Origin of the sequence: Apilactobacillus micheneri, from assembly GCF_002993975.1 — a bacterium.
Classification (GTDB): Bacteria; Bacillota; Bacilli; order Lactobacillales; family Lactobacillaceae; genus Apilactobacillus; species Apilactobacillus micheneri.
The window spans coordinates 368,177-382,997 of sequence record NZ_POSO01000002.1; the positions used below are offsets into that span (position 1 = coordinate 368,177).

13 protein-coding genes are annotated in these 14,821 nt (G+C 30.2%); 11 read left to right on the plus strand and 2 right to left on the minus strand.

Going from position 1 to position 14,821, the window contains the following annotated elements; genetic code table 11:
* Positions 1–4: 4 nt before the first annotated feature.
* From walK to C7N41_RS03930, 9 genes are all read left to right on the plus strand, one after another.
* The gene (gene walK, locus C7N41_RS03890; protein WP_105964413.1) at positions 5–1,855 is read left to right on the plus strand and encodes a cell wall metabolism sensor histidine kinase WalK; all 1,851 of its coding nucleotides are present in this window, start codon (positions 5–7) and stop codon (positions 1,853–1,855) included.
* Entirely contained in the window at positions 1,845–3,149 is a 1,305-nt protein-coding gene (locus C7N41_RS03895) for a YycH family regulatory protein (protein WP_157944965.1), read from the plus strand. Before walK ends, C7N41_RS03895 begins: the two co-directional genes overlap by 11 nt.
* Positions 3,150–3,166: 17 nt before the next feature.
* Complete coding sequence (locus tag C7N41_RS03900) at positions 3,167–4,003, plus strand: two-component system regulatory protein YycI (RefSeq protein WP_105964415.1); 837 nt, start codon at positions 3,167–3,169, stop codon at positions 4,001–4,003.
* A 21-nt stretch (positions 4,004–4,024) separates the two neighbouring features.
* Complete coding sequence (locus tag C7N41_RS03905) at positions 4,025–4,837, plus strand: MBL fold metallo-hydrolase (RefSeq protein ID WP_105964416.1); 813 nt, start codon at positions 4,025–4,027, stop codon at positions 4,835–4,837.
* Between the two features lie 69 nt (positions 4,838–4,906).
* Complete coding sequence (locus tag C7N41_RS03910; RefSeq protein WP_105964417.1) at positions 4,907–6,142, plus strand: S1C family serine protease; 1,236 nt, start codon at positions 4,907–4,909, stop codon at positions 6,140–6,142.
* Between the two features lie 172 nt (positions 6,143–6,314).
* Complete coding sequence (locus C7N41_RS03915; protein WP_263852009.1) at positions 6,315–7,109, plus strand: sulfite exporter TauE/SafE family protein; 795 nt, start codon at positions 6,315–6,317, stop codon at positions 7,107–7,109.
* 160 nt (positions 7,110–7,269) lie between these two features.
* Positions 7,270–8,073, plus strand: coding sequence for a sulfite exporter TauE/SafE family protein (locus C7N41_RS03920; protein WP_105964419.1), 804 nt, complete (start codon positions 7,270–7,272; stop codon positions 8,071–8,073).
* Between the two features lie 86 nt (positions 8,074–8,159).
* Entirely contained in the window at positions 8,160–8,474 is a 315-nt protein-coding gene (locus C7N41_RS03925) for an ArsR/SmtB family transcription factor (RefSeq protein WP_225362867.1), read from the plus strand.
* Positions 8,464–9,063, plus strand: a complete 600-nt coding sequence (locus tag C7N41_RS03930; RefSeq protein ID WP_105964420.1) for a cation transporter — start codon at positions 8,464–8,466, stop codon at positions 9,061–9,063. The genes C7N41_RS03925 and C7N41_RS03930 overlap by 11 nt, the downstream gene beginning before the upstream one ends.
* 65 nt (positions 9,064–9,128) lie before the next feature.
* Here C7N41_RS03930 and ade read toward each other — a convergent pair whose 3' ends face one another.
* Complete coding sequence (gene ade / locus C7N41_RS03935; protein ID WP_105964421.1) at positions 9,129–10,802, minus strand: adenine deaminase; 1,674 nt, start codon at positions 10,800–10,802, stop codon at positions 9,129–9,131.
* A 318-nt stretch (positions 10,803–11,120) separates the two neighbouring features.
* On the opposite strand from ade, the gene C7N41_RS03940 reads away from it, so the two are divergent.
* Together C7N41_RS03940 and C7N41_RS03945 are read left to right on the plus strand one after the other, a co-directional pair.
* The gene (locus tag C7N41_RS03940) at positions 11,121–12,695 is read left to right on the plus strand and encodes an Nramp family divalent metal transporter (protein ID WP_105964422.1); all 1,575 of its coding nucleotides are present in this window, start codon (positions 11,121–11,123) and stop codon (positions 12,693–12,695) included.
* 52 nt (positions 12,696–12,747) lie between these two features.
* Positions 12,748–13,179, plus strand: a complete 432-nt coding sequence (locus tag C7N41_RS03945) for a universal stress protein (RefSeq protein ID WP_105964457.1) — start codon at positions 12,748–12,750, stop codon at positions 13,177–13,179.
* Positions 13,180–14,150: 971 nt separating this feature from the next.
* Here the strand turns inward: C7N41_RS03945 and C7N41_RS03950 are convergent.
* On the minus strand, positions 14,151–14,819 hold the full coding sequence (locus C7N41_RS03950; RefSeq protein ID WP_105964423.1) for an HlyD family efflux transporter periplasmic adaptor subunit: 669 nt from the start codon (positions 14,817–14,819) through the stop codon (positions 14,151–14,153).
* Positions 14,820–14,821: the final 2 nt, after the last annotated feature.

Sequence of the window (14,821 nt, forward strand, 5' to 3'; positions counted from 1 at the left end):
TACATTGAATAATAAAATTAAGTATTTCCAATCAATTCATTTTAAGATTGCGCTGGTTTTAGCGTTAATTTTATTAGTAACCCTAGAAATTGTGGGGGCTGTTTTTGTTAGTCAACTTGAGACTAAAAATGTGGACTCATATAAAAAACAAGTACAACTTCCTACCTATGTAAATACAACCTTAATTAACGAGCTTTCAAAAACTAATATCAGTAAAGCCAATGTTGGCATTAGTTCCTTATTGTCAGATGTGGATAATAAAAATTCAACTGAGGTGGAAGTAGTTGATGCTAAGAACACTGTTCGTGGTACCAATGAAAGTGGTAATCAGAGTCAGGTTGGACAAAAAAATCTGAAAACTAATATCAAAAATACACTTATTAATCGCCAATCTTATAGTGGAATTATGAGTGATCCTAGTAATTCTAGATACTATACAGTTATTACGCCTTTAATTAAGAGTAGTAATAATGAATTAGTCGGTGTCGTGTATGTACGTGCCAATTTAGATTCAGTATATAGAGAAATTAATCAAATTACTTTGATATACGTTGCGGCTGCTTTAGTTGCTATTTTAGCAGGATTGTTAATTTCGATTGTCATATCTAGAGCGATTACTAAACCCATTGATGAAATGAAACAACAAACCTTGCAAATTGCTAAGGGTGATTATTCTGGCCAAGTCCATGTTTATGGTCGTGATGAATTAGGGCAGCTAGCTAATGCGGTTAATAATTTGTCAGTTAAGGTTGAAGAATCACAAGAGTCGACTGAATCTGAACGACAAAGATTAGATTCAGTTCTAACCAATATGACTGATGGTGTGATTGCAACTGATCGTCGTGGAAAAGTTATCATTATGAATGATGAAGCGGCTAATTCTCTTGAAACCTCAGAATCTGAAGCAATTGATAAATCAATTCTTGATGTTTTAGATATTGGTGACGAATATACTTTAAGAGAAATTATTGAAAATCCTGATGAAACTATTATTGATCGTTCCGATAATTCTCGAGATTTAATTTTGCATGCTCACTTCTCACTTATTCAAAGAGAATCTGGCTTTGTTTCAGGTTTAGTTTGTGTGTTACATGATGTTACTGAACAACAAAAGATTGATAATGATCGTAAACAATTTGTTTCTAATGTTTCACACGAATTGAGAACTCCGTTAACTAGTGTGCATTCATACATTGAAGCTTTACAAGATGGTGCTTGGAAAGATAGTACCATTGCACCTAAGTTTTTAAAGGTTACTCAAGACGAAACTGATCGCATGATTAGAATGATTAATGACTTGTTAACGTTATCTAGAATGGATTCTAATACGCAAAAGATTAATAAAGAACTAGTTAATATTAAAGAACTATTTAATTATATTTTGGATCGTTTTGACATGATCATTAAAAGTGATGATGATAGTAAGAAACCTAGCAAAGATTATAAAATTATCAGAAAATTCACGAAACTCGATCTATGGGTAGAAGTTGACACTGATCGCTTTACCCAAGTTATTGATAACTTAATGAATAATGCTATTAAATACTCACCAGATGGTGGGACAATTACTTGTTCGCTTTATGAAACTCATAATAATGTTATTTTGAGTGTTAAAGACCAAGGATTAGGAATTCCACGCAGTTCAATTCCACATATCTTTGATCGTTTCTATCGTGTTGATAAAGCTCGTTCCAGAGCACAAGGTGGAACTGGACTAGGATTAGCAATTTCAAAAGAAGTTATACAAGCACTTGGTGGTAGAATCTGGGTTGAAAGTACTGAAAACAAAGGTTCTACATTCTATATTGCTTTACCATATGAACCAATTGAGGAGGATCTTTGGGATGAAAATTAAAAACTTAATTTTACCAGGATTGCTAGGTATTGCAGTTGTAGTGAGTGTAGTTTTGTCTTCTTCAATTTGGATTAATCCAGCTCATTATCGTAATAGTCAACAAACAAGTGTAAGTAATAATTCAATTATTGATAATAAACCGATGTCGTATGTATATTCACCTACACAGTTAATTCAAACTGATGAAAATGGTAAACAAAATATGTTAACTAACCATTCAAGTAATTTAATCTCTGAAATTGGTAATCAGATGAAAAATTATGATAGCAAATCAGTTAATAAATTATCATCAGGTAACATTGATGAATACAAAAAGTTTTTGGGATATAAAAATTCTATTATTTTAAATTATCCTGCTAAAATTTCAATCAAAATTTTTAGCAAATTTATTAATGATTCATTATCAAAGGGGCCTAATGATAGTATCAATAGGATTGTTATTCCATTTGATGACAGTAATGAAATTTATTTATTACGTGATGATGGATTTCATATCTACAAAGTGAAATTTAAAGACACTAATGTTTCAGGTCTAAAGGATGCCATTAAAAATAATGTTGGAACCATCCCTGTAAAGCTAAAATTGGTTAATAAAATGCCAACAATTGATTTTATCAAGTCTTTTGAGATGCCTCAGTATGGTTATCTAATTAATAAGACCTCACAAAATTATTATGTAACACGTTTATTACCCAATTTGCATAATACTAATAATATTAAGCGTCACCGTAATTCAGTTGTTTACAATGATCAATCTTCTAAACAATTAACATTTTATAATAATGGGGAAGCAGAATATTTTGATAGTCGACCTAACTTCATATCTAGTGATTTTACTCAAACTTTGATTGATTCTTATAAGAATATTTCTAAATTGAGTATTAGTGATAATTTAAGTAATCTTAGATATTTTAGCTATAGTCCTAAGAATTCTACTATTATCTATCGCAACTATGTTGAAGGTTTTCCAATTTTTAATCAAAATCAGTATGGAGCTGTACAAATTAAATTAGTTGATAATACATCCTTGAGATATAATTTTTCACTAAATAACTTACAAATTCCAGTTCCTACTGGCGGTTCCAATATTAAAATGGAGACTACTAAGGAAGTTGTAAATGGTTTAGCTAAATCTGGCTATGATGTTAGTAAAATTGGCCCCATTGAATTAGGTTATCAATGGAGTAGTTCTAAGGATTCTAATATATTAGTTACATTACAACCTACATGGTTTGTTTATTATAACGGTCGTTGGAACAATTATAATCAAATGATTAATAAGGTTGGATATTAGAGATTGGGGTGAATTGAATGGATTTTAAGAAAATTCAGATGATATTTTTGGCTATATTTGTCATGATTGATGTATTTTTGTTTATGATGTTTCATCAAAATACTTCATTACAAAGTGAAAGTGTTAATCAGGGCAGTAGCTCTGAAATCATAAAACAAATGCAGAATGATCAAATTAATGTAAAACCCAATCTCAGTGACAAAAAAAGTACTGGGTACTATTTGTCTGCAACTTTGAATAATAATTTAAAACGAGAAAGTAAGAACTTGAAAAACCAAAAAATTTCATATGATAATCATATTTTAAGAAGTTCTTTCAAACGACCTTTTGGAATCTATTCATCTAATCCAGAAGATTTACTAGATAAATTAATTAAGAATAAAGATATTATTGCTAACGGGTCAGATTATGAATATAGTGCTGATTTATCTACTAATAATACAATCGTTTATTTGCAAAAAGCAGAAGATAGATATATTTATTCTGGAACTCGTGGTCAAATTAAATTTGATATTAGTGATGACCATACTTTAACTGGATATACACAAAGTTATTTGGATAACGTAAAGATTCTTCGTGAAAAATCTGATGTTATTTCCAAGAAAAGTGCCTTAGTTGGTTTGTATCAATATAATGAAATTCCTAATAATTCTAAAATTAATTGGATTCATTTGTACTATACTAGGTTACTTTCAATTAAAGATAATCAAGTATTAATCCCAACTTGGGTTATTTCATTTAGTAGTGATAATTCTTCAAATGCAACAGTTAAGCGCATTAACGCTTATACTGGATCTATTTTAGATGGTAGTGGCACTACTAAATCTGCTAGTGAAAGTGTCAACAATAACTAGATTATAGAAATGAGGAATATTATGAGTAACGATGCTGACTCGATGAGTATTAGTGTCTTATCTAGCGGTAGTGGAGGTAATGTCACTTATATTGAAACTAACCAACATAAAGTTTTATTAGATGCCGGATTAAGCGGTATTCGAATTAAAAAATTAATGAAATCAATTAATCGTGACTTGAATGATGTTGATATGTTACTAGTAACACATGAACATACTGATCATAGTAAAGCTGTGGGCATTTTGGCACGTAAGTATCCCAAAATAAATGTCTATGCTAACGAACAAACCTGGAAAGCAATGGCTTCAACAATTGGTGAAGTTCCAGAATGCCAAAAGAATATTTTTCCGCCTAATATGACAATGTCGTTCGGTGATTTAGATATCGAGAGTTTTGCCGTATCCCATGATGCAGCAAGAGCTCAGTTTTATAATTTTCATCATAATAATAAGAGTTTTGTTGTAATTACTGATGTTGGATATGTTTCTGATCATATTTCAGGGGTTATTGATAACGCTAATGCTTATGTATTTGAATGCAATCATGATTTAGAAATGTTACGTAGTGGCGAATATCCATGGTCTTTAAAACAAAGAATTATGGGTGACGAAGGTCATTTATCTAATGAAGATGGTGCCGATGCACTAATGGATTGTATTGGTCGAAACACCGAACATATCTTCATTGGCCATCGCAGTCATCATAATAATGTTAAAGAATTAGCACATTTGACAGTTGCTTCAATGTTAGAAGAACACGATTTTGGTGTTGGTCATGATTTTGATTTATTAGATACTGATGTTGAACAAGCATCGCCATTGTATACTTTATAGTGCTTTTTTTAGCTTATTTTAAGCTTCAAAGTTATAATATAAACATAGTAAAATGTGGGAGGATTATTTATGAAAAATAATAATCATTTAATGCCCAAAGTAGTGATTGCAGCATTAGTTGCAGGACTACTTGGTGGTGGAATTACTTATGGTGGAATTAATATGTTCCAAAATTCTGGTTTGGATACAGCAGTGCCCACTGGATCAAATGATGGTGGCACTACTGGAACTTCGAACATTAAAGTTAATGTTCAAAATCAATCTGAAAAAGCTTATAAAGCAGTTAAAGATTCAGTTGTTTCAGTTATTAATTTAAAACAATCACAATCAAGTAATAATCCATTTGCCTCCATGTTTGGTGAAAATCAAAGTAGTAAGGATTCTAATAAATTAGAAGCTAATAGTGAAGGCTCTGGGGTCATTTATAAAAAGAGTGGTAATGCCGCTTACATTGTTACTAATAATCATGTGGTTGCTGGAGCTTCAGCATTACAAATCTTGTTAAGCAATGGTAAGCAACTAGAAGCTAAGTTGGTAGGTCGTGATTCAGTAACTGATTTAGCCGTATTAAAGATTAATGGTAGCCAAATTAAAGACATTGCTAGTTTTGGAAATTCCGATAATATTAATGTGGGTGAAACGTCACTTGCAATTGGTTCTCCACTAGGCTCAGCTTATGCTTCATCACTAACCCAAGGAATTATTTCTGCTAAGAAGCGTGAAGTGCAACTAACTGGTTCTAATGGTCAACAAACTGGTAATACCGCATCAGTTATTCAAACTGATACTGCTATCAATCCGGGAAACTCTGGTGGTCCATTGATTAATTTAGCTGGACAAGTTATTGGAATCAATTCTATGAAACTAGCTTCTGATGGGCAAGGTACTAGTGTTGAAGGAATTGGATTTGCTATTCCAAGTAATGAAGTTACTAGAATTATTAACGAACTAGTTAAGAATGGTAAAATTGAACGTCCAGCATTAGGGATTAGATATATTAATTTATCTAATATCGCTGTTAGTCAACAAAAGTCAGTATTAAAATTACCTTCATCAGTAGAAAATGGGGTAGTAGTATTTGATGTTACTAAGAATGGCCCTGCTGCTAATGCTGGTTTGAAGAAATATGATGTCATTACTGAATTGGCTGGTAAGAAGATTAGCAGCCAAGATCAAATTAGAAGTATTCTATATGAACAAAAGATGGGCTCAACGGTTCCAGTACAGTTCTATCGTGGTGGTCATGTCCACAATGGAAGCATCAAGTTGAGTGAAAATAGTTCACAATTAAAAATTAATGATTAAAAAATAAAGCACTAATAATATGATTTATTAGTGCTTTTTTGTATTTACTATTTTATTTTTGTTGCCAAAGTAATATTATATATAATGTTATTTAATATTATTAAGGGAGTCTTTTATTATTACTATTTTTGGATTTAGTATTTGGACCCTGCTTTTATTTATACCAGTAGGTATAATTGCAGGAATTTTAAGTACTGTAACCGGATTAGCTTCACTAGCTTCTTATCCGGCATTATTATATTTAACTGGTGGGGTATTGAATCCTATTTCAGCAAATATCACTAATACTTCAGCATTATTATTTAATGTTGTAAGTTCTGGTCTTTCATCAAAACAAGAATTGAAAGGTCATGGAAAAGAATTAATGAAGGTTATGACCATCATCTTCTTTGGTGGAATTGTTGGTGTGATTTTACTAACATTATTACCTTCAAAAGATTTTGAATATGCAGTTCCTGTTTTCATCGCAGCTGCTGGAATCGGTATTTTATTACCATCTAAAGATACCACCAAGGCTAATACTTCTGCTGAGTTTGAAGAAAAATCAGTGGGCTCTAAGAAAATGTTAGCTGATATTGCATTAATTATTGGCTACTTCTTAATTGGTATTTATGGTAGTTACTTTGGTGCTGCAGCAGGAGTTATCTTGTTAGCAGTACTTTCAAGAACTAGTAAAGATCCATTCCCCGTTTATAATGCAATTAGAAATGTTGCCATGGGTTCTGCCAATGTCATTGGGACCATTTTATATTCATTTAAATATGGTCAACATGGTTCTACCCATATTTACTGGGCCTTAGCTATTCCACTGGGTATTGGTTTCTTAATTGGTGGTTACGTTGGACCTAAATTAGTGCGTATTTTACCAACTAAATTAATTAAAGTTGTTACAGGAATTCTTGCTTTAGTGCTTGCATATACGCAATTTGCTTCAGCTTACAGTATTCATTTATTTTACTTCTTTTAAATAAAGTAAAAGCTATCCTTAAATTATTTAAGGATAGCTTTTTTAATATCACTCATCATTTATTTGGGCTTTTTACATAATATTGTTAGAATTAAATTAAGAGTTTCATTTTATAAAAAGAAGGTCGATTAAAATTACTATTTTTGGGATTAGTATATGGATGATTTTATTATTCATACCCGTTGGGATTTTGGCAGGAATCCTTGGAACTGTGACTGGATTAGCTTCATTAGCATCATATCCAGCCTTATTATATTTTGCAGGATTACCTGCTGTTTCTGCTAATGTTGTTAATAAAGCTGCCTTAATGTTTAATTCAATTGGTTCAGCTGTTTCATCAACACAAGAATTACATGGTCATTGGAAAGAATTATTTAAAACCATGATTATTATTTTCTTCGGTGGAATTACAGGAGCTATCTTGTTAACTGCCTTGCCTTCATCCAGTTTTACGCATATTGTGCCAGTCTTTATTGCTGCTGGTGGCATTATGATTTTGATTCCATCAAAAAATGAAGAAGAACAATCAGGGGCAAATGATTTTGAACCACGTAAAAGGCATGTTAATCAACATTCATGGTTGCGTAATATTTTAATTATTGTCTTAGTATATTTAATTGGTGCTTATAGTGGCTATTTTGGTGCTGCTTCTGGCATTTTATTGTTAGTATTATTAACTAGAACTAGTTCAAATGAGTATACAGTAAGTAATGCAATTAGAAATGTTGCAATGGGTGCCGCTAATATCGTCGCAACTATTTATTATTCATTCGAAGCGCATATTGTTTGGATTTTAGTATTGCCATTAGGAATCGGTTTTTTTATTGGTGGTTACATAGGTCCTAAAATTGTTAGAGTATTACCAATCAAATATATTAGAATTTTAACTGGTATTTTAGCTTTAATTTTAGCGTATACGCAATTCTCAGTGGCATATAATATTAAGCTATTTTATTTATTTTAAATTGAAGGATGAATATTCATCCTTTTATTTTTAATGTACATATGATATATTTTTCATATGATAAAAAAATCATATAAGGAGCCTCGATATTATTGAATATTAATTATTTAAATGAAGCAAGTCAGATTTTTAAAATTTTGAGTAATGAAACTAGATTAAAAATGTTAGTTAATTTGGAAAATAAATCAATCAGCGTAAATGATTTAAGCTCATTACTTAATATTGAGCAATCTGCAGTTTCTCATCAATTGTCTATTTTAAAGAAACATCAATTAGTAGATACTGATCGGGTAGGTAAATCTATTTATTATCGATTAGATGATCCGCATATTTTAGATATTGTGAATGAAGCAGTTCAACATTCTAGTCACGTCATTAGGGTGAAAAAGCATGGAGAATAGTACACTTAGAAAAAGTATTAACATTGAATATTTATCGACTTTGTGGATGTTAATTGAATTCGTGGTTGCATTATATTCAGGAATTATGGCTAAATCTATTTTATTAATTGCCTTTGGACTGGATAGCTTTTTAGAAATTATTTCTGGTAGTATCTTAATTTGGCGCCTGAAAAAAGAAGCTAATGGTGCAGCTAGTGAAACGATTGAAAAAACAGAAAAAATAACTTCAAAGTTAGTGGGCATAATATTAATATTATTGTCAGTATATGTAACGATTACCTCTTTGCTTAATTTATTTGGACATGGTGTTGCGGATGATTCATTGTCAGGAATTGTTATTGCAGTTTTATCAATATTAATCATGCCATTTTTCATTATTAAAAAACGTCGTTATGGTAATCTGTTAAACTCGGGTGCTTTGATCGAAGATAGTTATTGTAATGTTACTTGTGCTTATATTGCAGGGACTGTATTATTGGGAATGATCTTAAACTATCTCTTTGGTTTCTGGTGGGCCGACTCAATTGCAGCATTAGTATTGGTATACTTTATTGCAAGCGAAGGCTTAGAAGGCATTAAAGGTGAATAAAAAATATAAAAAAGAACAAACTGCCTAGATAAAATTTGGACAGTTTGTTCTTTTTTATAAATATATTAATTTTGGATATCAATAAATGCTTGTTTATTAAAGTCATATAAACCCTGATCAGTTAATTTAATAGTAGGAATAACTGGTAAAGTTAAGAACGATAGTGTAATAAAGGGATTGAAATTAATGTCTTCACTAATTTGTTTGAAAGCCTCAGTAATGTTATTTAAATCATGACTGGCATTCTGCCATGATTTATTAGACATCAGTCCAGCTACAGGAAGTGGCATCGTTGACAAAACTTTTTCATCATCAACTACAGAAATGCCTCCACCAACTTTGGTAATTGCTTGAATTGCTTTATAAATGCTTTCATCAGAAGTGCCAACAGCAATGATATTATGTGAATCGTGAGCTACTGTTGTGGCAACAGCCCCATGTTTAATATTGAAGCCATGAACTAATCCAATTCCAAAAGTACCTAGATTATGATGACGTTCGACGTCGACCATTTTTAAAATATCATTGTCTAAATCAGCTTTAAAGCAACCATCTTTCACTGGCGATTTCATCTTTAAATGATCAGTTTCAATATGGTTAGGTTGAATACCAATTACATGGCATTCTGAATTACTTGTTAAAGGTAAAGCTAAATCATTTAGTTCAATATTTTGGTGAACGGTGTTTTTGGAAAATTTCAATGGAGTAGTTTTGAAATGATCTTCTGTCATTAACTGACCATTTTTAATCACTTTTTTTACATCTACTTTTTTAGGATCAGATACCATTACAATGTCAGCTTTATATCCAGAAGATAGTGCGCCTAAGTTATTTATTTTATGTGCTTTGGCCGCATTTAAGCTAGCCATGATATAAGCATCTTCAGGATTAATACCATATTCAATTGCTAATTTAATGTTAAAGTTAATGCTACCTTCATTAATGATGGTAGTTATAAATTTGTCATCAGTACAAAATGAAAAATGGTTGATATTATCCTTATTGACAGCTTGGATAGTATTTTGTAAATCACGCTCCACAGTACCTTCTCTTAAAAAGATATTCATGCCGACATCTAAACGGTCGTACATTTGGTTTAAATCAGTCGATTCATGATCGGTAGAAATACCAACTTCTTTGTATTCGCCTAATTGTTTGGCTGATAACCCAGCACCATGACCATCAACTTGATAACCGTGATTTAAGGCATCATTGATTTTGTTCATCATATCTTGGTTGCGATTGTGAACTGCAGGATAATCCATGACTTCAGCTAATCCGATGACAGATGATTCATTATAGAGGGGGTGTAATGAATCAGCATTTAAAGTAGCACCATTGTGTTCAAAAGAAGTAGCCGGAACACTAGATGGTAACATGACAAAGACATCTAAGGGTGATTGCTTAGCATCATTAATCATGTATTTGATACCTTCAATGCCAGATACGTTCGCAATTTCATGGGGATCAGTAACTACTGATGTTACACCCATAGGAACAATGACTTTACCTAATTCAGATGGGGTAACTAGAGAACTTTCAATATGTACATGTGAATCAATAAATCCTGGGACCAGATATTCATTTTTGGCATCTATAATTTCTTCTGCTTTAAAATCGGTTTTCTTTTCGGTTGAAACTATTTTTCCATTATTAATCCATAAATTCTTATTTTCAAATTTTTTAGTAAATACATTTAAAACTTGTCCATTTTTAATTAATAAATCAATTGTTTGCATTTTGATAGTCCCATCCTTTTTTTGTACGAATAAAATTATCAAATATTATGAAACATTAACATTGATTTGTCAATTGTTGTAATAGTTCGTTTTTTATGTTAATTGATTATTTAAAAAAGCCTTTTATTAATTTTTTAAGGTACTAGATTATCATCAATTCAAAAATTTAAAACTTAGATATCTTTTTAATATATTTTTTAAATTTATAGCATATTTTTTAGTATCACCTAAAAAAACGTTTAACTTTATTAAAATATAATGTATAATACAGATGTCTTATTGAAAGATGTTTTTTAATTATGGAAAGGGTGGAAAGTTTTGAGTGAAAACAATTCACACGCAAAAAAAGGTTTCGTTCAATATGCGAACGGACCTTCTCTAGATGAAATAAACGGAAAAATTTCCGTGCCTAAGAATATGGGATTTTGGAAAACATTATTCGCATATTCTGGTCCAGGTGCATTAGTTGCCGTTGGTTATATGGATCCCGGTAATTGGGCAACTTCAATTACTGGTGGTCAAAATTTTGGTTACCTATTAATGTCTGTCATCTTAATCTCAAGTTTGATTGCGATGTTACTACAATACATGGCAGCTAAACTTGGAATCGTGAGTCAGATGGATTTAGCGCAAGCTATTCGTGCAAGAACTAGTAAATCACTAGGAATTGTACTATGGATTATGACAGAATTTGCTATTATGGCTACTGATATCGCCGAAGTTATTGGTGGAGCAATTGCTTTATATCTATTATTTAATATTCCACTAATATTGGCTGTTTTCTTGACTGTTTTTGATGTATTGATCTTGCTATTATTAACTAAAATCGGTTTTAGAAAAATTGAAGCAATTGTTGTTTGTTTAATTGTGGTTATTCTACTTGTTTTCGTATACCAAGTAGTCCTATCACATCCTGATTGGGCTGGTGCTTTTAAAGGATTACTTCCAGTACCTGAAACATTTTCTACAGGACATGAAGTAGCAGGTATGACTCCTCTAAAGGGTGCTTTAGGTATTATTGGTGCTACTGTTATGCCTCATAACCTATACTTGCATTCAGCTATTTCACAAACTCGTAAAATTGATCACAGTGATGATGAAGATGTTGCTAGAACAATTCGTTTTACAACATGGGACTCTAACATTCAATTAACATTTGCATTCTTTGTTAATGCATTACTATTAATTATGGGTGTTGCGGTATTCAAATCAGGTGCTGTTCAAGATACTTCATTCTTTGGTTTATTTGATGCTTTAAATAATACTAAGATGTTATCTAATCCAATTTTAATTGATGTTGCTAGGTCAGGAATTTTATCAACATTGTTTGCTGTTGCTTTACTAGCTTCTGGTCAAAATTCTACTATTACTGGTACATTGACTGGACAAGTTATTATGGAAGGTTTCATTAACTTGAAGGTTCCATTGTGGGCTCGTCGTTTAATTACTCGTTTAATCTCAGTTATTCCAGTATTAATTTGTGTATCAATGACCGCTGGTGAATCAACATTAGCTCAACATGCTGCAATTAATGATTTAATTGAAAATTCACAAGTCTTTCTTGCCTTTGCTTTACCATTTTCAATGTTACCATTATTAATGATGACTAATAGTAAAGTTGAAATGGGTAAGAAATTTCAAAATAAGCTTTGGGTTAACATTTGTGGATGGTTATCGGTATTGTTTATAACTGGATTTAGTTTATACAATATGCCAGATTCAATTTCTGGTTTCTATGGTGATAACCCAACTGCAGCTCAAACCAATCAAGCTTTTATTATTGCTTGGATTATCAATATTTTAATTGTGTTACTATTAATTTGGACATTAACTGAATTGCACCGTGGTAATAAGCGATTCATTAATGCTCACCCTGAATTAAATAATGACTAATCTTTAAACTAATATTAATAGAATAGAAGGTTTAAATATGAAAAATATGAATATGGATATTAACTTTAAAAATATTCTAGTTGCCGTTGATGATTCTGATGACGCCATTTTAGCTTTTAAATATGCTATTGCACGTGCCAAAGAAGAAAATGCTAAGTTAACTATTGTTTCAGTCCTTGAAGATGAAGATATTAATATTTATCAAGCGTTATCTGGAAAGTATGTTCATGGTAAATATGAAGATCTTGAAAAGCATATTAAAAAATATGAAGAAACAGCTAAAAAAGCTGGCGTTAAAGATGTTGCAGTTATGGCGTCACAAGGTGAAGCTGGAGAAACTATCGTTAAGGATGTTATCCCTAAGATAAATCCTGATTTATTAATTGTTGGATCAGAATCCAAAAAAGGGTTATCCAGACACTTTGGTAGTCAAGCTGCTTACATGGCTAAATACTCACCAGTTTCAGTTATGGTTATTAGATAAAATTATTTTGAAAGCTAATTAAATTATTAACTACTATAAAAATAATGAATTACCCCGTAATCGTTAGACAAATTCTAACGATTACGGGGTAATTTTTTTAATGATAGACATAAAATAAATTGTACAAAACAATAAATTATTTTTGGAGAAAATTATGAAAAAAGTTGCATTAGCAGATATGTTATTAAAACTTGGATTGTAATACATGTAAATAAAAATGGCTTTAATATTCATACGGCCAAAATTAATATTAATAGAGTAATCATTTATAAGTATACATACTAAAAATATATCTCATATAATTGGGTTATAGGTTAAATAATTCTTAATATTTTTATTTAATTAATGTATCACTTTTTAATTTATTTATACTTATTTTACTCAATTTAAGTTGATAAATGAAAATGTGAATATATATACTATTAATTAAAAGATCTAGCAAATAAATATTGGAAATTACGGTCAATTTTTATCCTAATACTCAATTAATATTAAATACAGTGAAAATGGGACATCAAATCAAATTATTAACGGAATAGCCACAATTATTCATTCTGATTAAGAATGTTATGTTTATCAAACTTTATTAAAAGTTTGGGATTTTGTTAATCAATGTTTTGAAAGAAAAAATTCCATTATAATTCACTTTAAGAAAGTTTATTTATCTTAATGAAAATATGAATGGCTTAATCGTAAAAACTAAATGATATAAGATAATTACTATTATAAGTTTATAATAATGAAAAAATTTTAGAGGAAACAAAAGGCTTGACTACTATGTAATTTTTGTATTCAGCTTTATAAAATCTTAGCAGTTATTTTTAATTTTCTTAAATTGCTTTTAGAAAAGGGGAAATATTAAATTTATAAGTGATTTATGATTAGAGCTTTAATATAAATAATGGCAATTTAATTTCTTTATCTAAGAAAATTTTAATAATTAAATCAATAGTCAGTTTATTAATCTTATTTTAAACAATTTTATTTTTTATATATTCTAACATGCTTACTTTACTTGTATTAATTGATACATTACCATTCATTCCATAAAGTATATTTTTAATATCTTTATTATTGGGATTTAAATAACATGTGACAACATAATAAATGTTTTCTTTATATGTTGTTGGTAATGATGAATAGTCTTTTACATATCCTTTAATTAACATATTCTTTTTATCATTAGGTAAGGACATAGTTATTTTTTGTCCCTTTTGAACAGAAACTATATCTTTGGATGTTACATATACTTTGGTCATTAATTTATTTGTATTATTTATAGTTGGATATACATGCCCCAAACTTTTGGAGTCACTATCATTATTTTTATAAAAAATACCTTTGAAAGGTGATTTTACTTTTTTCCCATCTTTATATTTAATAATTGTTTGACCTTTATTTATAATCTGATTATTGATAGGTTTTTTTACAATATTTATATTATTTGAACTAGTAACATTAACAATTTTACTAACTGGCATAATATTTCCAGATCCATTGACTGTAATTTCCATCTTACCCATAAATATAAAAACTATTAAACCTAACAATAAAATAAAAATGGGAATAATAATGATAGTCGAAAAATTTTTATATCGTTTATTATAAAATTCAGTACTTTCAAATAATTCTTTATTCATAT

Bases quoted from the DNA above. Each gene is read 5' to 3' on its own strand.
- ade (WP_105964421.1), bottom strand. From the start codon at position 10,802: ATGCAAACAATTGATTTATTAATTAAAAATGGACAAGTTTTAAATGTA.
- C7N41_RS03905 (WP_105964416.1), top strand. From the start codon at position 4,025: ATGAGTAACGATGCTGACTCGATGAGTATTAGTGTCTTATCTAGCGGT.
- C7N41_RS03910 (WP_105964417.1), top strand. From the start codon at position 4,907: ATGAAAAATAATAATCATTTAATGCCCAAAGTAGTGATTGCAGCATTA.
- C7N41_RS03920 (WP_105964419.1), top strand. From the start codon at position 7,270: ATGATTTTATTATTCATACCCGTTGGGATTTTGGCAGGAATCCTTGGA.
- C7N41_RS03930 (WP_105964420.1), top strand. From the start codon at position 8,464: ATGGAGAATAGTACACTTAGAAAAAGTATTAACATTGAATATTTATCG.
- C7N41_RS03895 (WP_157944965.1), top strand. From the start codon at position 1,845: ATGAAAATTAAAAACTTAATTTTACCAGGATTGCTAGGTATTGCAGTT.
- C7N41_RS03900 (WP_105964415.1), top strand. From the start codon at position 3,167: ATGGATTTTAAGAAAATTCAGATGATATTTTTGGCTATATTTGTCATG.
- C7N41_RS03945 (WP_105964457.1), top strand. From the start codon at position 12,748: ATGGATATTAACTTTAAAAATATTCTAGTTGCCGTTGATGATTCTGAT.
- C7N41_RS03950 (WP_105964423.1), bottom strand. From the start codon at position 14,819: ATGAATAAAGAATTATTTGAAAGTACTGAATTTTATAATAAACGATAT.